Source organism: Arthrobacter sp. GW460-12-1-14-TSB2 (genome assembly GCF_059423525.1).
In genome coordinates this window covers 86,048-111,561 of the sequence record NZ_JBWKYC010000011.1, presented here as the reverse complement: position 1 = coordinate 111,561, position 25,514 = coordinate 86,048, and the positions used below count along the sequence as shown (strand labels likewise).

Annotated in this window: 23 protein-coding genes; 15 read left to right on the top strand and 8 right to left on the bottom strand. The window is 67.2% G+C overall.

The genetic code is table 11. The features are described from left to right. The first annotated feature begins 1 nt into the window (after position 1). The 4 genes from AC07YR_RS14325 to AC07YR_RS14310 all read left to right on the top strand — a co-directional run bounded on the left by AC07YR_RS14325 (position 2) and on the right by AC07YR_RS14310 (position 4,456). Positions 2–1,360, top strand: coding sequence for an FMN-binding glutamate synthase family protein (locus tag AC07YR_RS14325; protein ID WP_055807448.1), 1,359 nt, complete (start codon positions 2–4; stop codon positions 1,358–1,360). Beyond that, the gene (locus tag AC07YR_RS14320; protein ID WP_494734371.1) at positions 1,360–2,520 is read left to right on the top strand and encodes an FAD-dependent oxidoreductase; all 1,161 of its coding nucleotides are present in this window, start codon (positions 1,360–1,362) and stop codon (positions 2,518–2,520) included. Before AC07YR_RS14325 ends, AC07YR_RS14320 begins: the two co-directional genes overlap by 1 nt. Further along, on the top strand, positions 2,517–3,773 hold the full coding sequence (locus AC07YR_RS14315) for an allantoate amidohydrolase (RefSeq protein WP_494734370.1): 1,257 nt from the start codon (positions 2,517–2,519) through the stop codon (positions 3,771–3,773). The genes AC07YR_RS14320 and AC07YR_RS14315 overlap by 4 nt, the downstream gene beginning before the upstream one ends. A gap of 62 nt (positions 3,774–3,835) precedes the next feature. Further along, entirely contained in the window at positions 3,836–4,456 is a 621-nt protein-coding gene (locus AC07YR_RS14310; RefSeq protein WP_055807441.1) for a helix-turn-helix domain-containing protein, read from the top strand. A 49-nt stretch (positions 4,457–4,505) separates the two neighbouring features. Here AC07YR_RS14310 and AC07YR_RS14305 read toward each other — a convergent pair whose 3' ends face one another. After that, positions 4,506–5,915, bottom strand: a complete 1,410-nt coding sequence (locus AC07YR_RS14305; protein ID WP_494734369.1) for an aldehyde dehydrogenase family protein — start codon at positions 5,913–5,915, stop codon at positions 4,506–4,508. A gap of 336 nt (positions 5,916–6,251) precedes the next feature. Between AC07YR_RS14305 and AC07YR_RS14300 the strand changes: the two genes are divergently transcribed. After that, a complete protein-coding gene (locus tag AC07YR_RS14300) occupies positions 6,252–7,727 on the top strand; it encodes an APC family permease (protein WP_055807436.1) in 1,476 nt (491 codons plus the stop codon). Here the strand turns inward: AC07YR_RS14300 and AC07YR_RS14295 are convergent. Then, positions 7,704–8,429 (bottom strand): AmiS/UreI family transporter, encoded by a 726-nt coding sequence (locus AC07YR_RS14295; protein WP_494734368.1) that lies wholly within the window; start codon positions 8,427–8,429, stop codon positions 7,704–7,706. The two genes, AC07YR_RS14300 and AC07YR_RS14295, sit on opposite strands and share 24 nt — an antisense overlap. Before the next feature lie 203 nt (positions 8,430–8,632). Between AC07YR_RS14295 and gdhA the strand changes: the two genes are divergently transcribed. Further along, entirely contained in the window at positions 8,633–9,970 is a 1,338-nt protein-coding gene (gene gdhA, locus AC07YR_RS14290; protein WP_436058654.1) for an NADP-specific glutamate dehydrogenase, read from the top strand. A gap of 56 nt (positions 9,971–10,026) precedes the next feature. On the opposite strand, the gene AC07YR_RS14285 is transcribed toward gdhA, so the two are convergent. After that, positions 10,027–10,986 carry an AraC-like ligand-binding domain-containing protein gene (locus AC07YR_RS14285; RefSeq protein WP_494734367.1) on the bottom strand — a complete coding sequence of 320 codons (960 nt, stop codon included), beginning with the start codon at positions 10,984–10,986 and terminating at the stop codon, positions 10,027–10,029. Positions 10,987–11,114: 128 nt separating this feature from the next. Next, a complete protein-coding gene (locus AC07YR_RS14280; protein WP_436058653.1) occupies positions 11,115–11,711 on the bottom strand; it encodes a TetR/AcrR family transcriptional regulator in 597 nt (198 codons plus the stop codon). Positions 11,712–11,838: 127 nt separating this feature from the next. Between AC07YR_RS14280 and AC07YR_RS14275 the strand changes: the two genes are divergently transcribed. Beyond that, entirely contained in the window at positions 11,839–13,764 is a 1,926-nt protein-coding gene (locus AC07YR_RS14275; RefSeq protein WP_494734366.1) for a primary-amine oxidase, read from the top strand. Positions 13,765–13,773: 9 nt separating this feature from the next. Continuing rightward, positions 13,774–14,223: a hypothetical protein gene (locus AC07YR_RS14270; protein WP_494734365.1), complete on the top strand. Its 450-nt coding sequence runs from the start codon at positions 13,774–13,776 to the stop codon at positions 14,221–14,223. Between the two features lie 61 nt (positions 14,224–14,284). Here AC07YR_RS14270 and AC07YR_RS14265 read toward each other — a convergent pair whose 3' ends face one another. Continuing rightward, positions 14,285–15,613 (bottom strand): MFS transporter, encoded by a 1,329-nt coding sequence (locus tag AC07YR_RS14265; RefSeq protein ID WP_494734364.1) that lies wholly within the window; start codon positions 15,611–15,613, stop codon positions 14,285–14,287. A gap of 164 nt (positions 15,614–15,777) precedes the next feature. Between AC07YR_RS14265 and AC07YR_RS14260 the strand changes: the two genes are divergently transcribed. The 3 genes from AC07YR_RS14260 to AC07YR_RS14250 all read left to right on the top strand — a co-directional run bounded on the left by AC07YR_RS14260 (position 15,778) and on the right by AC07YR_RS14250 (position 18,502). Next, positions 15,778–16,614 carry a shikimate dehydrogenase family protein gene (locus AC07YR_RS14260; protein WP_494734363.1) on the top strand — a complete coding sequence of 279 codons (837 nt, stop codon included), beginning with the start codon at positions 15,778–15,780 and terminating at the stop codon, positions 16,612–16,614. Between the two features lie 155 nt (positions 16,615–16,769). Further along, on the top strand, positions 16,770–17,573 hold the full coding sequence (locus tag AC07YR_RS14255; RefSeq protein WP_055807411.1) for an IclR family transcriptional regulator domain-containing protein: 804 nt from the start codon (positions 16,770–16,772) through the stop codon (positions 17,571–17,573). Next, the gene (locus tag AC07YR_RS14250; protein WP_494734362.1) at positions 17,570–18,502 is read left to right on the top strand and encodes a threonine/serine dehydratase; all 933 of its coding nucleotides are present in this window, start codon (positions 17,570–17,572) and stop codon (positions 18,500–18,502) included. The genes AC07YR_RS14255 and AC07YR_RS14250 overlap by 4 nt, the downstream gene beginning before the upstream one ends. Before the next feature lie 11 nt (positions 18,503–18,513). Here the strand turns inward: AC07YR_RS14250 and AC07YR_RS14245 are convergent, their stop codons facing one another. Then, positions 18,514–19,830: an LssY C-terminal domain-containing protein gene (locus tag AC07YR_RS14245; protein WP_436058648.1), complete on the bottom strand. Its 1,317-nt coding sequence runs from the start codon at positions 19,828–19,830 to the stop codon at positions 18,514–18,516. A 90-nt stretch (positions 19,831–19,920) separates the two neighbouring features. Next, on the bottom strand, positions 19,921–20,394 hold the full coding sequence (locus tag AC07YR_RS14240; RefSeq protein ID WP_055807403.1) for a sensor histidine kinase: 474 nt from the start codon (positions 20,392–20,394) through the stop codon (positions 19,921–19,923). Between the two features lie 315 nt (positions 20,395–20,709). On the opposite strand from AC07YR_RS14240, the gene AC07YR_RS14235 reads away from it, so the two are divergent. From AC07YR_RS14235 to AC07YR_RS14225, 3 genes are read left to right on the top strand one after another with little or no spacing between them, the layout of a single operon-like run. After that, complete coding sequence (locus tag AC07YR_RS14235) at positions 20,710–21,546, top strand: response regulator transcription factor (RefSeq protein WP_055807400.1); 837 nt, start codon at positions 20,710–20,712, stop codon at positions 21,544–21,546. Between the two features lie 42 nt (positions 21,547–21,588). Next, the gene (locus tag AC07YR_RS14230) at positions 21,589–23,430 is read left to right on the top strand and encodes a sensor histidine kinase (RefSeq protein ID WP_494734361.1); all 1,842 of its coding nucleotides are present in this window, start codon (positions 21,589–21,591) and stop codon (positions 23,428–23,430) included. Then, on the top strand, positions 23,427–24,083 hold the full coding sequence (locus tag AC07YR_RS14225; RefSeq protein WP_055807394.1) for a response regulator transcription factor: 657 nt from the start codon (positions 23,427–23,429) through the stop codon (positions 24,081–24,083). The genes AC07YR_RS14230 and AC07YR_RS14225 overlap by 4 nt, the downstream gene beginning before the upstream one ends. Positions 24,084–24,157: 74 nt before the next feature. Here AC07YR_RS14225 and AC07YR_RS14220 read toward each other — a convergent pair whose 3' ends face one another. Then, positions 24,158–24,652, bottom strand: coding sequence for a hypothetical protein (locus tag AC07YR_RS14220; protein WP_055807392.1), 495 nt, complete (start codon positions 24,650–24,652; stop codon positions 24,158–24,160). Between the two features lie 211 nt (positions 24,653–24,863). Here AC07YR_RS14220 and AC07YR_RS14215 point away from each other — a divergent pair, with 211 nt between their 5' ends. Further along, positions 24,864–25,430 (top strand): type 1 glutamine amidotransferase domain-containing protein, encoded by a 567-nt coding sequence (locus AC07YR_RS14215; RefSeq protein ID WP_055807390.1) that lies wholly within the window; start codon positions 24,864–24,866, stop codon positions 25,428–25,430. Positions 25,431–25,514: the final 84 nt, after the last annotated feature.

The following is a 25,514-nucleotide window of genomic DNA, read 5'->3' as shown; positions in this document are numbered from 1 at the left end:
CATGACCATCACCTCACTGCCCGCCCCCGCACAGGCACCCGCCCAGGACATCGATGCGCTCGGCCTGCGCGAATCGGCAACGTTCGACCGCGCCACCATCGCGGACATCCAGCGCGCGGCCGCAACCGGCGTGTACGACATCCGCGGCTGGGGTGCCAAGCGCAAGGTCCCGCACTTCGATGACCTGCTGTTCCTCGGCGCCTCCATGTCCCGCTACCCGCTGGAGGGCTACCGCGAAAAGTGCGATACCGACGTCGTCCTCGGCGACCGGCACGCGAGCCGGCCGCTGCACCTGCAGACCCCGGTGACCATCGCCGGCATGAGCTTCGGTGCGCTCTCGGCCAACGCCAAGGAAGCGCTGGGACGCGGCGCCAGCGAGGTGGGCACCTCCACAACAACGGGCGACGGCGGCATGACGCCTGAGGAGCGAGGCCAGTCCAAGCACCTCGTGTACCAGTACCTGCCCTCCCGCTACGGCATGAACCCTGACGACCTGCGCAAGGCGGACGCCATCGAGATCGTGCTCGGCCAGGGCGCCAAGCCGGGCGGCGGCGGCATGCTGCTGGGCCAGAAAATCACCGAACGCGTCGCCGGCATGCGCACCCTGCCGGTCGGCATCGACCAGCGCTCCGCCAGCCGCCACCCGGACTGGACCGGCCCGGACGACCTGGAAATCAAGATCGGCGAACTGCGCGAAATCACCGACTGGAAGACCCCGATCTACGTCAAGATCGGCGCGTCCCGCCCGTACTACGACACCGCCCTGGCCGTGAAGGCCGGAGCCGACGTCGTCGTCGTCGACGGCATGCAGGGCGGCACCGCCGCCACGCAGCAGGTCTTCATCGAAAACGTGGGGATCCCCACCCTGGCCGCCATCCCGCAGGCAGTCCAGGCGCTCCAGGAGCTGGGTGTGCACCGGAAGGTCCAGCTCATCGTTTCCGGCGGCATCCGCACGGGAGCCGACGTCGCCAAGGCCATGGCCCTCGGTGCCGATGCGGTGGCCATTGGCACCGCGGCGCTGATCGCCCTGGGCGACAACGATCCCCGCTACGCCGCCGAATACGCCGCCCTGGGCTCGGCCGCCGGCTACTACGACGACTTCCAGGACGGCCGCGACCCCGCCGGCATCACCACCCAGGACCCGGAACTCTCCTCCCGCCTGGACCCGGTCGAGGGCGGCCGCCGGCTCGCCAACTACCTGCGCGTCCTGACCATGGAAGCCCAGACCATCGCCCGGGCATGCGGCAAGTCCCACTTGCACAACCTCGAACCCGAGGACCTCGTGGCACTGACCATCGAAGCGTCCGCCATGGCACGCGTTCCCCTCGCCGGAACCAGCTGGATCCCGGGAGCACAGTGATGACTGACGCTTTTCCTGACTCGTCAGACTTTGTGGTGGTGGGCGCTGGCCTGGCCGGCGCCGCCACCGCCTGGCAGCTCGCCCTGCAGGGCCACGACGTGACCATCGTGGAGCGCTCAGTCCCGGCAGCGCATGACGGCAGCTCCCACGGCTCGGCCCGGATCTTCCGCTACGCCTACCCGGACGAGTTCTACACGCGGGCGGTCCAGGAGTCCAAGGTTCTCTGGGACGACCTGGACCGGGCCAGCGGACTGCATCTGATCACCCCCTTCGGCGCCGTGGACTACGGCCCGGAGAGGCAGCCCGAGCATCTCGCCCGGGTCCTCGCCGGCGCCGGCGTGGAGCACGAACTCCTCAGCGCGGCTGAGGCTCGGGAGCGGTGGCCGCAGTTCTCCTTCGACACCCCGGTGCTCTGGCACCCGGGCGCCGGGGTGATCGACGCCGAGAGCTCGGTCAACGCCATGATCAACCAGGCGATGAAGCAGGGAGCCAGGCTGCTGACCGGCTGGAACGTCGCCCGCGTGGAACGGAGGGGCACCGGCTACCGTGTGCACTCGGCAGCAGGAGAAGCGATTGACGCCGGGAACGTCGTTGTGAGCGCCGGCGGCTGGCTGCCTTCACTGCTGGGACAGCTGGATCTCCCGGCAGGGTTCCTTGCCGGACTGCCGGAGATCACCGTCCGGCAGGAGCAGGCCTTCCACTTCCGCTACCGCGACCCGGACGGCGCCGCCTGGCCCACGTTCATCCACAAGAGTGCCGCCATCCAGACCTATGGACTGCCCGGCGGGCGGGATGCCGGCTTTGCCGGGCAGAAGGTGGCCGAGTACAACGGCGGCGGCCTGATCCCGTCTGCCGCCGAGCAAACCGGCCTGGTGGACCCGGACAACCGGCGACGGGTGGTGGACTACGTGCAGAAGTACCTCCCCGGTCTTGACCCGGAACCGTATGCCGAGACCACATGCCTGTTCACCAACACGCCTCATGAGGACTTCCTCGTCGACCGGGCGGACGGAATCACCATTCTGTCCCCGTGCTCGGGGCACGGTGCGAAGTTCGCGCCGCTGATCGGGCAGTGGGCGGCAGGCCTGGCCACCGGCGCCGCCGACGTTCCGGCCCGCTTCCGCCCGGCAACCACACTCCTAGAACGGACCAGCCCGTGACCTCTCCTGCGACCAAACCTGCAACTGACACCGTCGCCGGCCTGATGCGGGACATCTCCGGCGTCGGCACAGACTCGCGCCGCGGCGGATACTCCCGCCCGGTCTTCTCGAACGCCGAAACCGACCTGCGGAGCTGGTTCATCGAGCAGGCCGGGCGGCGCGGGCTGGACGTCACCACCGACAACAACGGGATCATCTGGGCCTGGTGGGACACTGCCACCGGCACGCGCAGGGACGCCGTCGTCACCGGAAGCCACCTCGATTCCGTCCCCGGCGGCGGCGAGTACGACGGCCCCCTGGGTGTGGCGTCGGCGCTGGTCGCCGTCGACATCCTGAAGAACCGGGGCCTCCGCCCCCGGAAGCCCCTGGCAATCGCCGTCTTCCCCGAAGAGGAAGGCTCCCGCTTCGGCGTCGCCTGCCTGGGCTCCCGGCTGCTCACCGGCGCCTTGGACCCGAACAAGGCGCGCAACCTCAAAGACGCGGACGGCAACACCTACGCCGACGTGGCCGCGGCCAACGGGCAGGACCCCCGGTTCATCGGCGCTGACCACAAAACCCTCCAGCAGCTGGGCATGTTCGTGGAACTCCACGTCGAACAGGGGAGGGGCCTCATCGACCTTCGCCAGCCGGTGGCCATCGGCTCCTCCATCCTGGGCCACGGCCGGTGGAAGCTCTCGGTGGCCGGCCAGGGCAACCACGCCGGAACTACGCTCATGAAGGACCGGAGGGATCCGATGATTGCCGCAGCCAAAATCATGATCGGCATCCGGGACACCGCCAGGAACTACAAGGACGCTCGGGCCACCGTCGGCCGGATGCAGCCTGTGCCCGGCGGAACCAATGTGATCGCCTCCCGGGTGGATATGTGGATCGACGTCCGGCACCCGCGGGACGAAGTGACAGCAGCCCTGGTGGAATCCATCCACCTCAACGCCCAGGTCATAGCCGCCGAGGAAGGGTGCACGGTGAGCTTCGGCGTCGAATCACTGAGCCCCACCGTGCACTTCGACACCGGCCTGCGGGACCAGCTCCGGACCCAGCTCCCGGATGCGCCGGTCCTGGACACCGGGGCAGGCCACGACGCCGGTGTGCTGGCCGGCCACATCCCCACCGCGATGCTGTTCGTCCGGAACCCCACCGGCATTTCACATTCGCCCGAGGAGCTGGTGGAGGATGCCGACGCGGAAGCAGGAGCCCGGGCCCTGGCCGACACCCTGGCAGGCCTGGTGGGTGAAGCCCGGAGGCTCGGGTAGGAACCGTGCTCGGGTAGGAACCGTGCTCGGGTAGGAACCGGACAGCCACCTAAGATGGCAGGATGACGAACCAGACTGGCGACGAAAGAGCCGCAGCCGACCGGTCCGCGGCTGACGAGGGGCCCGGCAAACTTGAGCGGGTCATCGCCGGGCAGGTCCGCCACTACCGGACCACGAACGGGCTCTCGTCCGCCGAACTCGCCGTCAGGACCGGACTGTCCAAGGCGATGATCTCCAAAATCGAATCCGCCAGCACGTCCTGTTCGCTGACCACTTTGCAGCGGCTGGCAGATGGGCTGAAGATACCCGTCACCGCGCTCTTCAGGGGCGCCGACACGGACCGTGATGCCACCTTCACCAAGAACGGCCAGGGCAGCCTGACCGTCCGGAGCGGTACACAGCACGGCCACGAGTACCGTGTGCTGGGCACCCTGAAAGGCCGCACCGACGCCCTCGAACCGACCCTGGTAACGCTGACGGACGCCTCCGACGTCTTCCCGCTGTTCCAACACCCCGGCACCGAATTCATCTACATGCTCTCCGGCAGGATGGTCTACGGCCACGGCGCGTACGAATACACCATGGAGGCCGGAGACTCCCTGCTTCTCGACGGCGAAGGCCCCCACGGCCCGCTGGAACTGCTGGACCTGCCCATCAGGTTCTTGGCCATCGCCGCGAAGTGAAAACGGTGCCCCGCCTCTGAAGGCGGGACACCGTTTCCAAGCACGCAACTCAGCCGTTGATCACCTGCGGCACGCCCAGGGCCTTGAGGCCTTCGACGCCGAATTCCAGGCCGTAGCCGGACTGCTTGGCGCCGCCGAACGGGATGCGCGGGTCCACGGCGCCGTGCTTGTTGATCCACACCGTGCCGGCCTCGAGGCGGACGGCCACCTCGCGTGCCCTGGCGGGGTCTGAGGACCAGACGGAGGCTCCCAGCCCGACGTCGAGCGCGTTCGCCATGGTGACAGCCTCGTCCACGGTGCCGTAGCGGATGATCGGCAGGGCCGGGCCGAACTGCTCCTCGGCCACCAGCGGGTTGCCGTTGTCGATGTCCGCCACGAGGGTGGCGGGGTAGAAGTGTCCGGGCTGGTCCGTGTCCGGGTTGCCGCCGAGCAGGATGCGGGCGCCGGAGTCGCGGGCGGCCTCGACGAGCCGGGCCACGATGTCGTACTGCTGCCGGTTCTGCAGCGGGCCCAGGACGTTGTTCTCGTCCAGGCCGTTGCCCATGGGCATCGCGGCGGCCACCTTGGTGAGCTCCTCGCACACGGCTTCATACAGAGAATCGTGGACGTAGAGGCGTTTGAGGGCGGCGCAGGTTTGGCCCGTGTTGATGAAGGCGCCCCAGAAGAGGCCTTCGGCGATGGCTTTGGGATCGGCGTCGGGCAGCACGATGCCGGCGTCATTCCCGCCGAGCTCCAGGGTGAGGCGCTTGACGGTGTCCGCGGAGGATTTGATGATCGCCCTGCCGGTGGCGGTGGAGCCGGTGAACATGACCTTGCCGATCGCGGGGTGTTCGGCCAGCCGGGCTCCGACGTCGCGCCCGCCGGAGACCACGGTCAGGAGGCCTTCCGGCAGTTCCTCGTTGAGGACCTTAGCCAGCGCCAGGACGGAGAGCGGCGTGTATTCGGAAGGCTTGACCACCACGGCGTTTCCCATCCGCAGGGCGGGGGCGATCTGCCAGACGGTGATCATCATGGGCCAGTTCCACGGGCCGATCGCGCCCACGACGCCGATGGGCCGGTAGTGCAGCTCGGCGCGCGTTTCGCCGTCGTCCACCACGGTTTCCGGGTCCAGTGGCGTGCCGGCGGCGACGCGCAGCCACGCGGCGCAGGCGCCCACTTCGAAGCGGGCGTTGGGACCGTTCAGCGGTTTGCCCTGCTCGCGGGAGAGCAACCGGGCGAGTTCTTCGGCGGAACGTTCGACGGCGTCGGCGGCTTTGAAGAGCGCGGCGCTCCGGGCGTCGTGGCCCAGGGCTGCCCACGCGGGCTGGGCGGCTGCCGCGGCGGCGATGGCCGCCTCGAGGTCCTGGACGCTGTGGACCGGCGCCTCGCCCACGGGTTCCCCGGTGGCAGGGTCCAGGATGGTACGGGTTTCGCCGGTATCCGGGGTGATCGAGGCCAGCAGGGCATCGTAGGTTTCCATGGGGTACTCCACTTCGAGTAGGTCAGAGAACGCGGCCGGAACGGCCTAACAGCGCTGCTTTAAGCGTGCTCCGCCAGGCGCCGCGGGTCTTGTGTATCCGCGTACGACACTTGACCGGTGGCGAACAGTACGTGCTGCTCGCAACCACACTGCCCTGAACCACACTGCGCTCAGGAACAACAACTGATCGCTGCACGACAAGCCGGGTCCGGCGGCGACTGCCATGCTGGATTTCACGGTGCAGCTCACGGGCACCTTTGCCCGGGCCCGGCAACCGGGCCACGAATTTCCCGCCAGCTCTTTTCCCCAGCACTCATGACCGTTAAGAAGGATCCAATGAGTATTTCGAATCCCGAACCCCGGACCGCAGAACCCGGTTCCCGCCAGGAACACTCCACCGCCCTGCGCGCAGGAAGCATCGGAGTCCTTGGCATCCTGTTCTTTGTCCTCTCCGCCCAGGCCCCGCTGACCGGCATCGTGGGAGCCGCGCCGCTCGCGGCCGCGCTCGGCAACGGCGCCGGCGCACCGGGTGCCTACCTTGTGGTCGGCATCGTCATTGTCATCTTCGCCGTCGGCTTCGTGGCCATGAGCCGGAAAGTGCAGACCAACGGCGCCTTTTACGCCTACGTGACCGCGGCGTTCGGACGCAAGACCGGTGCTGGAGCGGCCTGGCTTGCCCTGCTGGCCTACAGCACCGTGCAGGCGGCCATGTACGGGCTGTACGGAGCGGCGTTCTCCGGCCTGCTGGCATCCGCTGGAATGACTGTTCCGTGGTGGCTGCTCGCCGTAATCACCATGGCGGGCGTCCAGGTCCTGGGATCCAAGAACATCGAGCTCGGTGCCCGTGTCCTGGCTGTCCTGGTGGGCCTGGAAGTGGCGATCCTGCTGATGTTCGGATTCTCCGTGCTGTTCCACGGCGGCGGCCCCGAAGGGCTCGACTTCGCCGCGTCGTTCGCTCCCGAAGCCATCGCCAGCGGAGCCCCCGGCGTCGCCATCATGTTCGCGGTGGCCTCCATGTTCGGTTTCGAATCCACGGCCATCTACTCCGCGGAAGCCAAGGACCCGCACAGGACGGTTGCACGGGCCACCTATCTGTCCGTGGGCATCATCGCTGTCTTCTTCTCCTTCATCACCTGGATGCTGGTCAGTTTCTACGGGCCGTCCCACGTGGTGGATGCTGCGGGTGCAGCCTTGGAATCGGGTGACGCCACATCGTTCGTGATCGGCCCCATCGTTGAAATGTTCGGACCCTGGGCAGGGATCACCGCCGGAATCCTGCTGGTGACCTCGCTTCTGGCAGGCATCATTGCCTTCCACAACGGCATCAACCGCTACCTGCACTCGCTGGCCCTGCGCGGCTCCATGCCGGCAGTCATTGCCCGGACCAACAAGCACCGCGCCCCGGCTGCGGCGGCCTGGATCCAGACAGTGGTGGCTGTCCTGCTGGTGGCACCGTTCGCGCTGCTGGGGCTGGACCCGGTGCTGACCCTCTTCTCCTGGTTCAGCGGCCTCGCCGTCGCGGCGCTGCTGGTGCTGTACATGCTGTCCTCCCTTGCCGTCGTCGCCTATTTCCGCCGGGAAAAGGTGACAGGTCAGCAATGGCAGACGTTCATCGCCCCGGTGCTGGCTTCCGTGTTGCTGGCGTGGGTGCTGTACCTGGTGGTCAGCAACTTCACGTCCCTCATCGGAGGCAGCACGGAAACGGCCGTGGGCCTGCTGGCGGCCGTCCCCGCATTGTTCCTGGCCGGAGTCCTGGTGGAGATCCGGGTGGAGAAGCAGATCCGGGCGTCAGAGCTTGAGTTCGCCGGGTAGCAGTCTGTCTGGGACATCAGAACAGAGAACGGAAGAGCCGACGGCGGCGGGATCCGGAACGGCGCGGGCGGCGGTTTGCCGCCCGCGCCTGCGCGCGGAGGCCGGGCGGGCCCGCCACGCGAGGCAGCAGGCCAGCAGCAGGAGCACGGCCAGCGCGGCTGCGGCGCCCGCCGCCGTCGTCGCTGTCGTCTCGGGATCATTGGGCCAGCGCCCCGTGACGCCCAGGAGCGCCGGGACCGTGGCCGATGCCTGGCTCGTGAGGACCAGGGACCAGCCAATGAGCGGCGTGAGTCGCTGGAACCCCAGGGCCAGTTGCAGGAAGAACAGCAGCCACAGGTACGTCCAGCAGAGCCAGAGTACGGCCAGGAGCGGGTCCTCCCCGGACCAGGCAGCGGCGAGCAGGAGGCCGCACGCGCCCACCATCCCGCAGAACCAGCCAAGGCCCCGGGACCCGAGTTCCAGCAGGAAATCCAACCCGACGTAGACGTAGGTCAGCCCGAACAGGAACATCCCGGATGCCACGAGCAACAGGTGCTGGACCCCGTCGCCGGTAATCCTCAGGTACGCAACGGCGAGGACCAACTGGGTGCTGCCGATGACCAGGCTGAACACGGCCGCATCCCGGCGGGGGAGGAGATCCAACGCGGCGAGGCCGTTGAGCAGGAGCGCGGCCCCCGAGAGAAGCAGGCAGATGTGGGCCATCAGACGTCCCCCGCCGGACCCCGACCCAAGGCCATAATTTTCGTTTGATGGAAATTAAATGTCACAATACGGAGGTTAGTGGAAGGCCGATTGGCCATGCGCGGCCCGTGCAGTCACAATTGGCTAGTTGAAGTTTCAATAAAAGGGTGCCGGCGCGGCCTATGCCGGAGACTTCCGCGCCCGGTTCGAGGTTAGGAATCATCATGGATGCACGGCTCGAGGCCATCAGGGACACCGTCCTGGCCAGGAACCCGGGAGAAGCGGAGTTCCATCAGGCGGTGGTCGAGGTCTTCGAAAGCCTGGGCCCCGTCCACGACAGGCACCCCGAATTCCTCGAAGCGGCCATCCTGGAACGGCTCTGCGAACCCGAACGCCAGATCATCTTCCGGGTGCCGTGGACCGATGACCAGGGACGCGTGCAGATCAACCGCGGCTTCCGGGTGGAGTTCAACTCGGCACTCGGCCCCTACAAGGGCGGCCTGCGGTTCCACCCGTCCGTCTATCTGGGCATCGTAAAGTTCCTCGGCTTCGAGCAGATCTTCAAGAACGCCCTCACCGGCATGCCCATCGGCGGCGGCAAGGGTGGTTCGGACTTCGACCCCCGCGGCCGCAGCGATGCCGAAGTCATGCGGTTCTGCCAGTCCTTCATGACCGAGCTGTACCGCCACATCGGCGAATACACCGACGTGCCGGCCGGCGACATCGGCGTCGGCGGACGCGAAATCGGCTACCTCTTCGGCCAGTACAAGCGGATCACGAACCGCTACGAATCCGGCGTCCTGACCGGCAAGGGCATCTCCTGGGGAGGCTCGCTGGTCCGGCCCGAGGCCACCGGGTTCGGAACAGTGATCTTCACCGAGGAAATGCTGAAGACCCGCGGAACGTCCTTCGACGGGCAGCGCGTGGTGGTTTCCGGGTCCGGGAACGTGGCCATCAACGCCGTCGCCAAGGCCCAGTCGCTCGGTGCCACAGTGGTGGCCTGCTCCGACTCTTCCGGCTACATCGTGGACGAGGCGGGCATCGACGTCGGGCTTCTCCGCCAGGTCAAGGAAGTGGAGCGCGGGCGCCTGAAGGATTATGCGCTGCGCCGTTCCGGCGTCGCCTATGTGGAAGCCGGTTCGGTCTGGGACGTCGACGCGACGGTGGCGCTCCCGTGCGCCACGCAGAACGAGCTCGACGGCGATGCTGCCGCGAGGCTGGTCCGCAACGGCCTGATCGCCATCGGCGAAGGCGCCAACATGCCGTCCACCCGCGAAGCCGTAGCGGTCTTCCAGGAAGCCGGCGTGCTGTTCGGCCCGGGCAAGGCTGCCAACGCGGGCGGTGTGGCGACGTCCGCGCTGGAGATGCAGCAGAACGCGAGCCGTGACTCCTGGTCCTTCGAGCACACGGAACAGCGGCTCACGGACATCATGGTGGGGATCCACCACCGCTGCGCCTCGACGGCCGACGAATACGGGGAGCCTGGCAACTACGTTCTGGGCGCCAATATCGGCGGTTTCGTCAAGGTGGCCGACGCCATGCTTGCGCAGGGGCTGATCTAGGGGCTGACGCCCTGGCGTGCGCCCCGGCTGGACCCGGCCGCTGAGCCCTGGACAGACTAGGCGCCGCGGCGCCAGTCGCTGGGGGATTCGCCGTAGGCATCCCGGAACGTGCGGCTGAAATGCGCCGCGTCAAGGAACCCCCAGCGGGCGGCGACCGCCCCCACCGAAGTGCTGTGGTGCAGCGGATCCCTCAGGTCGCGGCGGATCCGTTCCAGCCGCTGGCTACGGATCCAGCTGGCAACAGTGGCTCCGGATTCGTGGAAGATGTTGTGCAGGTGCCGGGTGGAGATGAAGTGTGCCGCCGCAATGCCGGCGGGCGAGAGCTGGGGGTCTGCGAGGTTGGCCTCGATGTATTCGCGCACGGACGATGCCAGCAGCACCTGCGGCTTCATGCTGTCCCGCGCCATGTCCAGTTCCGAGTGCAGCATGGTGGACACGAGGTCCAGGGCGTTGGCGGCCAGCCGTGATCCGCTGGGGCCGCTGAGGGCTTCAAGGTTCTCCGCCAACTGGGCGATAAACGGGCCCACGATGCCGGTCAGGCCGTGCCCGCCTGCCAGTCGGACGGCCGCGAGCTGCCCGACATAATCCGGCGGCAGGGACAGGGAGTCGTGCGGAAACATGACCACCATGACCCGCGCCTGCTCTTCGAAGGCCAGCGTGTAGGGACGGTTGGTGTCGTAAATGGCGAGGTCGCCGGGGCGCAGCACTGCCTCGCGGTTGTCCTGGATGAGGAGTCCGGTGCCCTCCAGCTGGAGATTGAGTTTGAAATAGCGCTGGCCGGGCCGGGCCACCAGGGCCGGTGTGCGGTGGACATTGTGGCCCGTGGCAGTGACCTCCACGATGCACAGCCGGTCCAGCACCCTGGAGCGCATCCGGCCGCGGAAGGTGTCGGGATGATCCGTGTCGGCGGCCAGCGGCACGAACGACTCCGCCACAAGGTGCCGCCAGTGCTCAAATGAGGTGGCCACGCTGGAGATGAGTTCCTGGCCCGCCGGGCGGGCTGTAGTTGCAGACATGGATGTTCCTGACGCCGGATAGCCATCTGAAAGTTGGTCCCCCAGGCTGTGTCCTGCGACACAGTTATTTCAGGTTAGCGGTGATGCCGGGCGTTGTCATCTTTTTTCGCCCAGCGTCGAAAAAAGAATTACGAGCCCGCCTGAAGCAAGGTCAGGAATGCTTCCAGCTGGTCGCCCAGGCGCAGGTCCGTCTCGTTGTCCGGGGCAAGGGCGGCTGCTATCTGCGCTCCCAGCAGCATGTTCAGCAGGTGGCCGGCAACGGCTGAATCGTCGACGGCGGCACCCACGTCCCCCTGCGCCCTGGCCTCGGCCAGGTACCCGAGGATCGCAGCGTGCCACTGGTCCATGGACTCGCGGTGGATGGCGGCTTTTTCCGGATCGTTGATGGCCTTCTGCCAGAACGGGACCACGATCCGCGCTTCATTGACCCGCTCGGAGTCCAGCGGCAGCACCTCGACGCAAAAAGCCCGGAGCGCCGGAATCCCGGCCTTGCCCGCCGTGACCTCCCGGATGCGCTCGTTGGTCCTGTTGAAGACGTGCCGGAAGGCAAACGTCAGCAGCGTGTCCTTGGTGGGGAAGTAGGGCTTCAGTGCGCCGTTGGCGAAGCCGGCCTCGAGGGCGATCTCCCGCATCGTGGCGCCTTCGATGCCCAGCCTGGCGATGATCCGCCAGGTCGCATCCACCAGCTCCAGGCGCCGTTCATCATGGTCAACAATCTTTGGCACTCTGGTGATCCCCCGGAACTTTTTTGTATCGAACCCTTGTGATCCATCTTACGGACCCCTTATTCTCTACAACTATAGAAAATAAAAAATCCCGACCCCAACACGGTCCCGGACAAAGGCAGCGCTCATGACACTCGCACCAACTGACACAGCCGCCCCGTACCGCCTGGCAGCGGCCGCTGAGATCACTGAAGTCCAGGGCATCCTGCGCGCCGGGGGACTCCTCGGCCCGGAAAAGCGGATTGCCTACCTGGGCCTGCTGGACCCGGCCCGGGACAGTTCCAGGGACTCCGAGGACCGGCGCTTCCGCGTGTTCATCCACGACGTGTCCGGGGGCCGTCCCCTCGATGTGACGGTCTCCGCCACCCGCGGCGAGGTGACCTCCGCCGTCGAACTGGACACCGCCGTCGCCGGCGAACTGCCCGTGCTGGAAGAGGAGTTTGAGGTGGTCGAGGAACTCCTGGCCTCCGACGAACGGTGGCTGAAGGCCCTGGCGGACCGGAACCTGGACGTCAGCAAAGTCCGCGTTGCTCCGCTGTCCGCCGGCGTCTTCGAATACCCGGAGGAGAAAGGCCGCCGCATCCTCCGCGGGCTGGCCTTCGTGCAGGACTTCCCGGAGGACAGCGCCTGGGCGCATCCGGTTGACGGGCTGGTGGCGTACGTCGACGTCGTCAGCAAGGAAGTCACGCAGGTCCTGGATACCGGCGTCGTCCCGATTCCTGCCGAGCACGGCAACTACACTGACCCCGAGCTCACCGGCGCGCTCCGCACCACGCAGAAGCCGCTCCACATCACCCAGCCCGAGGGCCCCAGCTTCACAGTCACCGGCGGTAACCACGTCGAGTGGGAAAAGTGGAGCGTGGACGTCGGCTTCGACGTCCGTGAGGGCGTGGTGCTGCACAACCTGGCCTTCCAGGACGGCGACCGCCTGCGGCCCATCATCAACCGCGCGTCCATCGCCGAGATGGTGGTTCCCTACGGCGACCCGTCGCCCATCCGGTCCTGGCAGAACTACTTCGACACCGGCGAATACCTGGTGGGCCAATACGCCAACTCGCTCGAACTGGGCTGCGACTGCCTCGGCGAGATCACCTACCTCAGCCCCGTGATCAGCGACGCGTTCGGCAATCCCCGCGAAATCCGCAACGGCATCTGCATGCACGAGGAGGACTGGGGCATCCTGGCCAAGCACTCCGACCTCTGGACGGGCATCAACTACACCCGCCGCAACCGCCGCCTGGTCATCTCCTTCTTCACCACCATCGGCAACTACGACTACGGCTTCTACTGGTACCTGTACCTCGACGGCACCATCGAATTCGAGGCCAAGGCCACCGGCGTCGTCTTCACCAGCGCGTTCCCCGAAGGCGGCTCGGCCAACATCTCCCAGCTGGCCCCCGGGCTAGGCGCGCCGTTCCACCAGCACCTCTTCAGCGCCCGCCTGGACATGGCGATCGACGGCTTCACCAACCGGGTTGAGGAGGAGGACGTGGTCCGGCAGCCCATGGGTGAGGGCAACGAACGCGGCAACGCATTCTCCCGGAAGCGGACCGTCCTGGCCCGGGAGTCCGAAGCCGTCCGGGAAGCCGACGCGCGCAGCGGCCGGACCTGGATTATCTCCAACCCGGAATCACGCAACCGCCTGGGCGAACCGGTCGGCTACAAGCTGCATGCCCAGGGCCAGCCGACGCTCCTGGCCGATCCGGATTCCTCCATTGCCCGCCGGGCGGCGTTCGCCACCAAGGACCTGTGGGTCACCCGGTTCGCGGAGGACGAGCGTTACCCTACCGGCGACTTCGTGAACCAGCATTCCGGGGGAGCGGGCCTGCCGGCCTACATCGCCCAGGACCGCGAGATCGACGGCCAGGACATCGTGGTGTGGCACACCTTCGGGCTGACCCACTTCCCCCGGATCGAGGACTGGCCCATCATGCCGGTGGACACGGTCGGCTTCAAGCTCCGGCCCGAAGGGTTCTTTGACCGCAGCCCCGTGCTGGATGTGCCAGCCAACCCGAACACCAAGCCCGCCGCCGGCGGGCACTGCCACGGCTAGGCAGGCGCCATGACCGCCCTGCGAGGATGGGGCCGGACCGCCGGCCCCGTCCTCCACCCCCGCCCCGTTGTACACCTGCGCATCGTGGCCGTGGCGACCGCCGCCTCAAGCCTGGTGCACCTTGGGCTCGTGACGGGAAACCAGCACGGCCTGTGGCTGAACCTGCTGATGCTGGCCATGGTGGGGGTCTGCCTGCCGTGCGCCGTGCACATCTGGCGCGAGGGCAGGGTTGGGGCACTGCGCCAGGTCATGGCGTGCGCGCTGGCCATGACGGCGCTGCACGCTTACCTGTTGCTGGGGACAGCGTCCGGTGGCGGCTCGCACGCCCACAGCCACGGGTTTTCCGGGCTGCCGGCCGAGGCTGGCACCGGCGCCGGCAGGCTGCTCGCCGTCGTCGCCCTGGAAATCACGACGGCGCTGCTCGCCGCGACGCTGCTGGCCCGCCTCCGTCGCCGGTAGTGCCCCTGTGGTTGAGCCTGGGCCATGCGGTTTCGACAGGCTCAACCGCCGGGGCGATTCGTCAGCGGACCGGGTTGCCCAGTTCGCGCAGCGGGGTCTTGCTGGTCTCGCGGGCCCAGTAAGCACCGGCCACGGCCAGGAGCGAGGATGCAGCCACGATCCAGGCGGCGGGGCCCCAGTTCGCCTTGTCCGCGCCGACGAGGGCGGTGCCGAGCAGCGGGGTGAAGCCGGCGCACAGGATGCCGACCTGCAGGCCGATGGCCATGCCGGAGTAGCGGACCTTGACGTTGAACAGCTCCGAGAACCAGGCGGGGTAGATGGCGTTGGACATGGCGTAGGTGCCTGCCGTGATGAGGGTGCTGGTCAGGAAGATCATGGGGATGTTGCCCGTGGAAATCACGGAGAAGTACACGAAGATCATCAGGCCTGAACCCAGGACGCCGGTGATGAAGATCGGACGGCGGCCGTACCTGTCAGAGAGCCAGGCCATGAACGGCTGGGAGATGACGGCGATGATGTTGCCCGTGATGCTGACCCAGAGCATGGTGGAGGCCGGCACCCCCACGGAGACGGCGTAGGCCAGGCCGAAGGACTGCATAAACGTGTTCGTGACGGTTTCAAAGGACATCAGGGCCACCTGGAAGAACTGTGCCGGGTGGGTCTTGAACATCTTGGCGAAGGGCAGCTTTACCAGTTCGCCGTGATCATGCTTCTCCTCGAAGACCTCCGGTTCCTCCAGCGAGCGGCGGACAAGGTAGGCGACGATCAGAACCAGCAGCGACAGCCAGAACGGAATGCGCCAGCCCCAGGCCAGGCGGTCCGCTTCGCTCATGGCCGCCACGGGGAGGAACGCCAGGGAGGCCAGGACAATGCCGGCGGAGATGCCGCTCATGGCGAAGCTGGCGAAGAAGCCGCGGCGTCCTTCGGGGGCTTCTTCGGTGGACAGTGCCGAGGCGCCCGCCGTCTCGGCCCCGGCGGAGAGGCCCTGCATGAGGCGCAGGAGCACCAGCAGGGCCGGGGCCCAATAGCCGGCGGTGTTGAAGTCGGGCAGCACGCCGATGAGGAACGTGGCCGAACCCATCAGGACGAGCGTCAGCACCAGCGTGTTCTTGCGGCCGATCTTGTCACCCAGGTGCCCGAAGACCACTGCGCCGAAAGGCCGAGCCACGTACGCCACGCCGAAGGTGGCGAAGGAGGCGATCAGGGCGACCGTGGGGTCCCCCGGCGGGAAGAAGATCTTGGAAAAGACCAGCGACGCCGCAGTGGCGTAGATGAAGAAGTCGTAGTACTCAAGGGCGCCGCCGAGGAACGCGGCCAGGGCTGCTTTCTTGGCCCTCTTGAGCTGGCGCTGCTCGGCTCCGATGCCGGCGCCCGTGGCTGTGTTGGTCATGATGCTGGTCCCTCCGCGTTGAAAGACTGTCTGAATTTTTCATTTGTGCGCATTCCGAACAGCTGTGCGGTATGCGATTATGGAATAGAGTACCGCAGGGTGAGGTGCCTCACAACACTTTCCTGGCCGGGCAACCGACTGCGTCTTCACATGAGAGGGTCATTATGGAGAACCGAACGCCCGCACACCGTTTGTTCCTTATCGGCTCGGCTGCTTCAAGCGCCATGTCGCCCGGGCTGTGGGGCCCGGTCTTCGAAGAGCTCGGGAGTAGTTGGACGTACGAAGCCTGGGACGTGCCTGCCGGCCAGGACATGTCCGGCGTACGTGCTGCGATGCTGGAGGCCGACGTCGTGGCTGCAAACGTGACGATGCCCCACAAGCAGTGGGCCGCGGGAACGGCTGACACCGTCACCGAACCGGTCCGGCTCAGCGGAGCCTCCAACCTCCTGGTCCGGGACGGCCGGAGGCTGAATGCGCACAACACGGACATCACCGCCGTCGTCGAACTCCTGGGCGGCCGGCACCAGCGGCACGCCCTGATGCTCGGGGCGGGCGGCGCCGCACGCGCAACCCTCGTGGCACTGGCGGGGCTGGCAGACCGGGTCACGATAACGGACAAGGATCTGCTGGCGTCGCAGCAGCTGGTGGACCTTGCTGCCAGCCTGGGCATGGAGGCCGCCGCCGTGTCCTGGGCCGAATCCCGGGACCACGCGCCCGGCGCATCCCTGATCGTCAATGCGACACCCCTCGGCAAGGGCATTGATGATGAACCGGCGTGGGGGCAGTCGCAGCTCTCGCCGGATGCCTTCGTCTATGACTTCGTCTATGCCGGCCACACCACCGCAACCATCGCCAGCGCCAAGGCGCAGGGGCTGGCGTACGCCGACGGCTGGGACCACCTTAGGGCGCAGGCGGCGGCCATGATCCCCATTCTTGGCCTGGCGCCGGAGACGGGAACGCTCCTGGGGCGGACGCTGACGCATATCCGGGCAGATGGCTGACCGGATGCGGCGGGGAACTGGCCGGAACTGACCGGAGCTGGACCCTGCGGGTTGCGCGGTCGTGCGGCGGATAGGGGCCGGATATGATCGAAACAAGCCGGCGGCCACGCGTCCGCGGGCGCCGGATGTGAGCTTCAGGAAGGGCAAGCGATTCCATGGCGGAACAACCCGCATACTTCGTGAAGTCGGTGGAGAAGGCCTTTGACGTACTGCGCGCCTTCGCTCCGGACGAACCCCGCCTGACGGTGTCCCAGGTTGCCGCGAAATCTGACATGACCAGGGCCTCAGCCCGGAGGTTCCTGATGACGTTGACCGACCTTGGCTACCTGCGGGCCGAAGGTTCACATTTCGAACTGACCCCCCGCTCGCTGGACATCGGGCAGTCCTTCCTGGCAAACCTTGCGCTCCCCAGAATCGCCGAGCGGCACCTCAAGTCCCTGGCCGCGGAGCTGAACGAGACAACGTCGTTGTGCATCCTTGACGGCACCGACGTCGTGTACGTCGCGTGCGTTCCGTCGCCCCGCCTCCTCAGCGTTTCCATCAGTGTGGGTACCAGGTTCCCGGCCTGGGCGACGTCCATGGGACGCGTCCTGCTGGGTGCGTTGTCCGAGGCCCAGCTGAAAACGTACTACGACTCCGTCCAGCTGCAGCGGTTCACCGAGCGGTCGATCGGCACCCTCGAACAGCTGCAGGCCGAAGTGGAACAAGCCAGGACCAGGGGGTGGTCCATGGTCTCGCAGGAACTGGAGGAAGGCCTCCGCGGTGTGGCCGTCCCGGTCTGGCGCGGCCACGAGGTCGTTGCCGCGGTCAACGTGTCCCTGCAGACCCACCGGGCTCCGGCGGAAGCCATCGAAAAGACGGTGGTCCCGTTCCTGCTGGACGCCGCACGCCAGATCGGCCATGACTACGGCGGGCGCGCCACGGCACCAGCCGGCACGGCGGCCGGGGGAGTGCGGTGATTACCCGGTCCGACGTCGACGAAGCTGCCGCCAGGATTGCCGGGCTGGTGCGCCGCACGCCAGTGATCGAAGCGGACCCGGAGAGCTTTCCCGGGTCGGTGTGGCTGAAGTGCGAGTTCATGCAGCACACCGGCACGTTCAAGGCCCGGGGCGCATTCAACCGCGTGCTTTCCTGCCGCGAGCGTGGTGAGCTCAAGGAGGACGTCGGCATAGTGGTCGCTTCCGGCGGCAACGCCGGCCTGGCCAACGCCTACGCCGCCGCGCAGGCGGGAGTACCCGCCACCGTCTTTGTCCCGGAGACAGCCCCCGCCATGAAGGTCAAGAAACTCAGGGAATCCGGGGCCACGGTGATCCAGCGCGGCGCCGAATATGCCGTGGCCTACGACGCCGCCACCGCCTACGCGGCCGAGACCGGAGCCGTGTACTGCCACGCCTACGACCAGCCCGAAATTGCCGCCGGTGCCGGCACAGTCGGTTCGGAGCTCCTGGAACAGCTGGGCGGAGTGGACACCGTGCTGGTGGCGGTGGGCGGCGGAGGCCTGATGGCCGGGATCGCCGCGGCCGTCGAAGGCCTGGCCAGGGTGGTGGGAGTGGAGCCCGCAACCGCCCCCACCCTGCACGCCGCGCTGAAGGCGGGCGAACCGGTGGATGTGGCGGTTTCCGGGATTGCCGCGGACTCGCTGGGAGCGCGCCGGATCGGCCGGATCGGCTTTGACGTCGCGGTGCGGACCGGCGTGGCGGGCGTGCTGGTGTCCGACGATGAGATTGTCGCCGCGCGCTCGCGGCTGTGGGCCGACTACCGGATGGTGGTGGAGCACGGCGCGGCGGCGGCGTTTGCCGCCCTGACCTCCGGGGCCTACGTCCCGGCGGAAGGCGAACGCGTGGCCGTGATCCTGTGCGGCGCGAACACGGACCCGTCCACGCTCTGACGGTCTGGCGGTCAGATCGCTGCGCGGCCGCCGGGCCGTGCGGCGATCCGTTTTGGCTCCTTGCGGTCGCGGCGGGCGTAGACGCGGGACCGCTCGCTGGACAGCGCGAGGATCAGCAGGATGTCCAGGGTGAGGCCGGGGAGGTTGGTCTGCAGCGTGATTCCGGGACCGCCGTGAGCGACGTCAATGACCTGCAGGCCGATCGCGGCGGTGCTCAAGGCCATGGCGAGCGTGCGCGCCCAGTTCCGTCCCAGGAAGACGAACCAGGCGAGCAGCAGTTCCGCGAGGGCAGAGAGAACCAGTACTGCCACCCCGGCGTAGAGCACCAGCTGCGATTGGCCTTCGCTTAAGTGCCCGGCGGGAAAGAGCAGGACGGACAGGGCCAGTGCCGCCGCGGCGAGTGCACGGCCGGCCACGAGGGCGGCTCCGATGATGGTGGGCGCAGGGCGCCTGTTCCTGCTGTCGCTCGCGAGCCGCGGAACGGCAACGCCGGGCACCATCGTTGCCCGCAGGTTAATGATGGGAAGGTCGCCGTCGGTGGCAATTTCATCGCCGCCGCCGTTGCGGGTGTGATACCCGGTGGAGAAGTCCCGGATCACCCGGACGTCGGCCGAGGGTTCGGCGGCGGAAATGGACGCGACGATGTGGTCCCGCTCATCGTCCGTGTGCTCGTCGATCTTGTGCGTGATCTGGAGGGTGAACAGGGAGAAGCCGACGCTGCGGTCGTACGTGCCCGCGGCCAGCCAGTCCGCGGCCACGCCGCCGGGAAGCAGCCAGCCGGGCGGGCACCGCCAGAAGCGGACGTGGTGGCGCTTGCCCGGGGTTCCGTCCACTTCCTGCTGGTACGCGAAGTCCTGCTGCCGGCCGAAGAGGAAGAGCGGGCTGACCGGCGCCTCAAGGTAGCTGCGGCGCAGCAGGGTGGAGGTGATGATCCTCCGGCTGCTGGCCAGGGTGACGTCGTCGGCGATGGTCCAGCCGGCCCGGCGCATCACGTGGTGGAGCTGGGCTTCGGAGCTGAGCAGGGCCACATTCACCGGATCGCCGAGCAGGCCGTCGCTGGTGCGGGCGCGCCCGATGAAATAGTCGGGCACATAGACGCGGGTCAGGATCGAGTGGAGCCTGGGCAGGACGAGGTAGGCGAGCATGGCCCAGAAGACGAACGTGAACCAGAGCTGGCCCCAGCCCCACTGGAAGCTGAGCTCAAGGAGAAGATAGGTCAACCACGCGGCGGCGACACCACCGACCATAAAAAAGATCCGGTCCCAGACGGTATCGAGTGCAGTGCGGGCCACGTCCGCGATAGGAGCCCTCACCGCAGGCCTGGTCATGGGCAAAATAATACTGGAGACGGTTGCTGGTTCCGTGGGCACAACGGCCCGGGCTGATATGCATGGTAATCCCCCCGTAAAAGCGTGTGGTCAGTCCAGCGGAAGCGTGACCGTGACGCGGGTACCCTCGCCGGGCGCACTGTCAATGGTTGCGGTGCCGCCGGCGTCATGGACTGCGATGGACATCAGGAACAGTCCGAATCCCTGCGGGCGGTTGCCCGTGCGGTCATTGCCGTCGAAGCCTGCACCGTTGTCGGCCACCGTCAGCCGGATGCCGTGATGTACTGCCGCGAGCCGGACGGTCAGTTCGGTGGCACCGGCGAATTTGAGCGCATTGCTCAGGGCCTCCTGTGCGGCGTGGTAGAGCAGCCCTGCAGTGCCGGACGGTATCTCGACGCCGTGGTGCGGCGTCTCCCACCGGACCGTGGTTCCCTGCTCCCGCAGCGGGGCGGCGAGCCGGTCGATGCAGCCGGCGAGCCCCAGGGCGTGAAAATCCAACGGTGCCTGGTCGGTGATGACGCCGTGGATCGCGGCGACCTCATTGGCAGCTTGAGCCTTTTTCATGGCCGGTCCTGCTTCCTTGCAGCCTGTGATGCTTCCTTCTCACGGGTGCTGGGTTCCCGCCTGGATGTATGACTCAAGGGTGGACCGGCGGAATCATGAATGACGCGACTTTGACGCAATTTTGGCTCAAGTTCCCGGGGATACCTGGGGCGAACTCAAGAGATGCACAAGATTTGATTCGACGGCAATGTCCGCTGTCCCGCCGTGTGTAGGCTCATCATCAACCTCATATGTCCAGTTAGTGGAGATACCCATCCGCGGGCTCCCTGCCGACGAATATGAAGGGGTGACTGGCCGAAGACTATGGGGGCATAGATGGAAGAACGCGGCATTGCCGTTGTGGTAGAGGACGACGACGACGTCAGGAATTCCCTGCGGGAGGTGCTGCTGCAGTCAGGTTTCGCCGTCCACGCGACCGCCTCCGGGCTCGAAGGTGTTGAGGCGGTCCGCCGGTACAACCCGGTGGTGGTCACCATGGACCTCGGGCTTCCGGACTTTGACGGACTGGAAGCGTCCCGCCGCATCCGCACGTTTAGCGACGCCTATCTTGTCATTGTGACCGGCCGGGTGGACGAAGCCGACGCGATCATGGGCTTCGAAGCAGGGGCCGATGACTTCCTGACCAAGCCTTTCCGTCCCCGCGAGCTGCGGGCGAGGATCGCCGCCATGCTGCGACGGCCAAGGCGGGCTGGCCACAGGCTGGCGGGACCGGCCGGTGATGCACGGGGAGCGCTCAACACTCCGGACGATGCCGCACTGTCGTCCGTCCCGGCCGTGGCGGCACTCCGGCAGGGTGAGCCTGCCGATCCCGAACTCGCCGATTTCGAGCACAACGGCCTCACGCTCAGCGAGGGAACCAGGACCGCCGAATTCGAGGGGCTACGGATTGAGCTGACCCGGACCCAGTTCGACCTTCTCCTGGTGCTCCTGGAGAACGGCCGCCTGGTTCAGACCAAGGCCGACCTGGTCCGCCGCCTGAGGAACGAACCCTACGACACCGGCTCCTATGTCAGCACGGCAGAGGAGCGCACCGTCGAAGTCCACATGGGAAACCTGCGGAAACGGCTGGGAGACGACTCGCGCGCGCCCAGGTGGGTCGAAACCGTGCGGGGAATTGGCTACCGGCTGGCGCCGCAGATGGCTGCCGAATAGCCTGACGGGCGCCTATTCTTAAGCTTGGCGGAGGGAAGCACCGTGACTCCCAAGCAACTGGTATTCGTAGTGGCTGCCACCGTGGGCGTCTTGGCCCTGGTGCTGATCTCGATCGACTGGCAGCCGGCCGCCCTGCAGGATCCCGCCCGGACGCTGGGTGTCCTCAACGCCCAGGGTGTCATCCGCTGGGGCGAGAACCCGGCCCGGGCACCTTTCTCAGTCTTTGAACTCTCCCTGTTCGTCGCCGTCGGGCTTGCCTTCGTCCTGGCCGGCGTGACCGCGTGGCAGACCCGGCCCAACCGGAATCCCGGCCTGCTGCTGGTGGTGGCCGGGCTGCTGTGGCTGGCGGCCGGCGTGCGGCGGTCCAGTGATCCGGTCCTCTTTACGGTGGGGGTGGGGCTGACCCTGATGTACCAGCCTCCGCTGCTGCAGCTGGCCCTCAGCTTCCCGTCCGGAGTCCTGCGCTCGCGTGCGGAACGGGCGGCTGTGGTTTTCTTCTTCGCCGCCTGGGCGGTGATTGCCGTGGCGAGCTGGGCGTTCTTCGACCCCCGGCTGCACATCGCCGCAGGGGAGTCCACGTCCCGGAACCTGTTCCTGCTGTGGGACAGCCCGCAGCTCACCAGCGCTATCGGCGACGTTGCCCGCATTCTCCAGGTGGGCATCGGGTTGGCAATTGTGGCCGTGCTCGTGGCCCGCTGGCAGTCCGGCTCAGCCGCCTACCGGGCGGCCTTCCTGCCGTTGTGGCTGGCAGTGATCATCAAGACCGCCTCCACCGTCTGGGTGTCACTTGCCGTGGTCCAGCTGACCGGCACACTGTCCAATGAGGCACTGCTGTGGCAATACCCGGCGACGGCGATCGTCCCGCTCGCCGTGCTGCTGGGGCTCTGGCGCTACCGGTTCGCCCGCGGCGCGCTGAGCGAGCTGCTGGTGGAGATCGGTGCGGCGCCGGTCAGTGACCGGCTGATCCGCGCCTTGCGCAGGTCGGTCCGGGACCCCACCCTCAGCCTGTGGCGGTGGTCGCCAGCGCTGTCCGGATTCGTGGACGACGACGGCGTGCCCCGCGCCGTCCCGGAGGACGGATCCGGGCGGGCGGCCATGGTTCTGGAGCGTAACGGCACGCCCGTCGGGGCCCTGGTTTTCGACGAAGCACTCCGGGACCAGCCCCAGCTGCTGGCGGCAGTGCAGAGCGCCACGTCCCTGGCCCTGGACAACCAGAACATGGAGCAGCAGCTGCGGGACCAGCTGGTCGAGGTCCGCCGCTCCCGGGAACGGATAGTCACCGCCGGGGACGCCCGGCGTCGTGAACTCGAACGGGACCTCCACGACGGTGCGCAGCAGCGTCTGGTGGGCGTGTCCATGGACCTGGCGAGGGCACGGCGTGCCGCGAGCCCCGAGGAGATGAAAGTCCTTGTGGCGCAGGCCAGCGACGAGCTCGCCGTTGCGCTGGCGGAACTGCGTGAACTGGCCCGGGGCGTCTACCCGCCGTCGCTGCGCGAAAGAGGCCTGGGCGGCTCGCTCACGGCGCTCGCGGAGCGGTCCGCGCTGCCCATCGAGCTGGACGTTGACCTGCAGCAAAGGCCTCCGCCGCCGGTGGAACTCGCAGCGTATTTCATCTGCGCCGAGGCCGTGACCAACGCCGCCAAGCACGCCCGGGCCTCGAACCTGCAGATCGGCGTCAAAGGCACGGAAGACGGACTCAGCCTGCACGTGACGGATAACGGGATCGGCGGGGCGAGTCCCGGCGCCGACGGCGGCCTGCTGGGGCTGGCCGACCGGGCGGCGGCCCTAGGCGGCTCCCTTACGGTCACCAGCCCGGCCGGCCGCGGAACAACCGTGGCCGCAACCCTGCCCTTCTCGGCCGACCCGATGGAGGACCTGCCATGACACTGCGCGTCGCCATCGCGGACGACTCGGCGCTGCTCCGCCGCGGCCTTGCCGCGCTGCTCAGTTCCGAAGGGCTGGAGGTGGTGTGCGAGGCCGCGGACGCCCAGGAGCTACTGGGATGTATCGCAGCGCAGCAGCCTGATGTTGCCATCGTCGACATCCGCATGCCGCCCACCTTCACCACCGAAGGCATCCAGGCCGCCACCGCGATCCGCCGCGACCAGCCCGGGACGGGGGTTCTGCTGCTGTCCCAATATGTGGAGACGGAGAACGCCATGCAGCTCCTGGGGAACGGAGCGAAAGGGCTCGGCTACCTCCTGAAGGAACGCGTGTCCGACATCGACGACTTCATCGACGCCCTGTACCGGGTGGCGGCCGGCGGGACCGCCGTCGATCCTGAACTGGTGGCCCGGATGGTGGCCCGGCCGCACAACGGACACCAGGGGGAGGACGAGCTCAGCAGCCGCGAGCGGGACGTCCTGGAACTGATGGCCCAGGGGCGCACCAACCAGGCGATCGGCAAGACCCTGTTCCTGGGGGAGCGGACGGTGGAGGCGCACATCCGGAGCATCTTCCTGAAGCTGGGGCTGCGACCCGAACCCGAGGACCACCGCCGGGTCCTCGCCGTGCTCACCTACCTGCGCCGGCACTAGCAAAACGGCGGCTGCCCCCGTGGGGACAGCCGCCGGATTGCCTGCTGGTTGGTCGGACTCAGTTGGATACGGAACTAGTTGGACATGGACGTGGTGCCGCTGCCGGTCCAGCCGGTGAACGGCGACCAGACGCCACCCACGCCTTCCTGATGCCGGACCTTCTGGTAGACCTCCTCGTTGCCGATCTCGGTGTTGGTCAGGGTGCGGACGTTGTGGATGGTGTACCAGCCGTTGGCGGGGCCGAGGTAGCGGCTGAACGAGGAGTTGCCGAGGTGGTCGTCACCGTTGGGCCAGTCGTCGCTTTCCCAGCGCTGCTGCTCGATGTTGACGTAGCGGTTGGCACCGCAGTAGACGTTGATCCGGTAGTCCACAAGTTTGGTGCCGGACGAGTTGAAGCCCGCGAAGATGGGCTTCAGGGGCACCACGGTGCAGGCGTAGTTGGTGGCGGCGGCCTGGGCTGGTGCGGCCAAGGCGACGCCGCCCGCAGCAAGTCCCAGCGTCATTGCTGAGACGAGTGCGATCTTGGCGCGGGACGGGCGGGACTTCTTTGTTCCGGCGGTCATGGACATTTTTTTGCTCCTGTTGCGGTGATTGTGGTTTCGGCCAGGAATCCTTTCCTGATGCCGTGTTTCCATGGTCCGCTCGAGGCCTTGTCCCTGACTTCCGTGCTAGCACTGTTTGTCCGGGGCAGATTGTCCCTGACAAACCAATTGTCAGCTTGCTTATTATTTCCGGCGTTCCTAGTGTTAAAGCCGTAAGGCATCCGGCGAAGGAGGACATATGTCAGCGCACAATATTGCAGGCAAGAAGGTTGCGTTCCTGCTGACCGACGGCGTGGAGCAGGTGGAGCTCACCAGCCCCTGGAACGCAGTGAAGGAGGCAGGCGGCGAGCCCACCCTCGTGGCGCCCAAGGCCGGAAAACTGCAGGGCTTCCACGGCACCGAAAAAGGCGAGAAGTTCGACGTCGACATCACGGCGGCCGAGGCCCGCGCTGCTGATTTCGATGCGCTGGTGATCCCGGGCGGAGTGGTCAATGCGGACCACCTCCGCGTGGACAGGGATGCGCAGGCCTTTGCCCGCAGCTTCTTCGAACAGCACAAGCCGGTGGCGTCCATCTGCCACGGCCCCTGGCTGCTCATCGACGCAGGCGTGGTCCGCGGGCGCAAGCTGACCTCGTACCACACGCTCCAGACCGACCTGAAGAACGCGGGCGCTCTCTGGAGCGATGAGGAGGTTGTGGTGGACCAGGGATTCGTCACCAGCAGGCACCCCGGGGACCTCAAGGCCTTCAACGACAAATTGCTGGAAGAGATCGAAGAGGGCGAGCACGCAGGCCAGACTGCCTGACCGGCACAACGCAGTCAGCAACCTAGTCAGGAAAAGCATAAAGAGGAGGAGTGGGGGGGGGGGGGGGGGGGGGGGGGGGGGGGG

Excerpts from the sequence above, each read along its gene's own strand:
- AC07YR_RS14215 (WP_055807390.1), top strand. The coding sequence starts at position 24,864 with ATGTCAGCGCACAATATTGCAGGCAAGAAGGTTGCGTTCCTGCTGACC.
- AC07YR_RS14240 (WP_055807403.1), bottom strand. The coding sequence starts at position 20,394 with ATGAAAAAGGCTCAAGCTGCCAATGAGGTCGCCGCGATCCACGGCGTC.
- AC07YR_RS14275 (WP_494734366.1), top strand. The coding sequence starts at position 11,839 with ATGACACTCGCACCAACTGACACAGCCGCCCCGTACCGCCTGGCAGCG.
- AC07YR_RS14295 (WP_494734368.1), bottom strand. The coding sequence starts at position 8,429 with ATGGCCCACATCTGCCTGCTTCTCTCGGGGGCCGCGCTCCTGCTCAAC.
- AC07YR_RS14310 (WP_055807441.1), top strand. The coding sequence starts at position 3,836 with ATGACGAACCAGACTGGCGACGAAAGAGCCGCAGCCGACCGGTCCGCG.
- AC07YR_RS14225 (WP_055807394.1), top strand. The coding sequence starts at position 23,427 with ATGACACTGCGCGTCGCCATCGCGGACGACTCGGCGCTGCTCCGCCGC.
- AC07YR_RS14300 (WP_055807436.1), top strand. The coding sequence starts at position 6,252 with ATGAGTATTTCGAATCCCGAACCCCGGACCGCAGAACCCGGTTCCCGC.
- AC07YR_RS14270 (WP_494734365.1), top strand. The coding sequence starts at position 13,774 with ATGACCGCCCTGCGAGGATGGGGCCGGACCGCCGGCCCCGTCCTCCAC.
- gdhA (WP_436058654.1), top strand. The coding sequence starts at position 8,633 with ATGGATGCACGGCTCGAGGCCATCAGGGACACCGTCCTGGCCAGGAAC.
- AC07YR_RS14245 (WP_436058648.1), bottom strand. The coding sequence starts at position 19,830 with ATGACCAGGCCTGCGGTGAGGGCTCCTATCGCGGACGTGGCCCGCACT.
- AC07YR_RS14255 (WP_055807411.1), top strand. The coding sequence starts at position 16,770 with ATGGCGGAACAACCCGCATACTTCGTGAAGTCGGTGGAGAAGGCCTTT.
- AC07YR_RS14325 (WP_055807448.1), top strand. The coding sequence starts at position 2 with ATGACCATCACCTCACTGCCCGCCCCCGCACAGGCACCCGCCCAGGAC.
- AC07YR_RS14235 (WP_055807400.1), top strand. The coding sequence starts at position 20,710 with ATGGAAGAACGCGGCATTGCCGTTGTGGTAGAGGACGACGACGACGTC.
- AC07YR_RS14285 (WP_494734367.1), bottom strand. The coding sequence starts at position 10,986 with ATGTCTGCAACTACAGCCCGCCCGGCGGGCCAGGAACTCATCTCCAGC.
- AC07YR_RS14305 (WP_494734369.1), bottom strand. The coding sequence starts at position 5,915 with ATGGAAACCTACGATGCCCTGCTGGCCTCGATCACCCCGGATACCGGC.
- AC07YR_RS14265 (WP_494734364.1), bottom strand. The coding sequence starts at position 15,613 with ATGACCAACACAGCCACGGGCGCCGGCATCGGAGCCGAGCAGCGCCAG.
- AC07YR_RS14260 (WP_494734363.1), top strand. The coding sequence starts at position 15,778 with ATGGAGAACCGAACGCCCGCACACCGTTTGTTCCTTATCGGCTCGGCT.
- AC07YR_RS14320 (WP_494734371.1), top strand. The coding sequence starts at position 1,360 with ATGACTGACGCTTTTCCTGACTCGTCAGACTTTGTGGTGGTGGGCGCT.
- AC07YR_RS14220 (WP_055807392.1), bottom strand. The coding sequence starts at position 24,652 with ATGTCCATGACCGCCGGAACAAAGAAGTCCCGCCCGTCCCGCGCCAAG.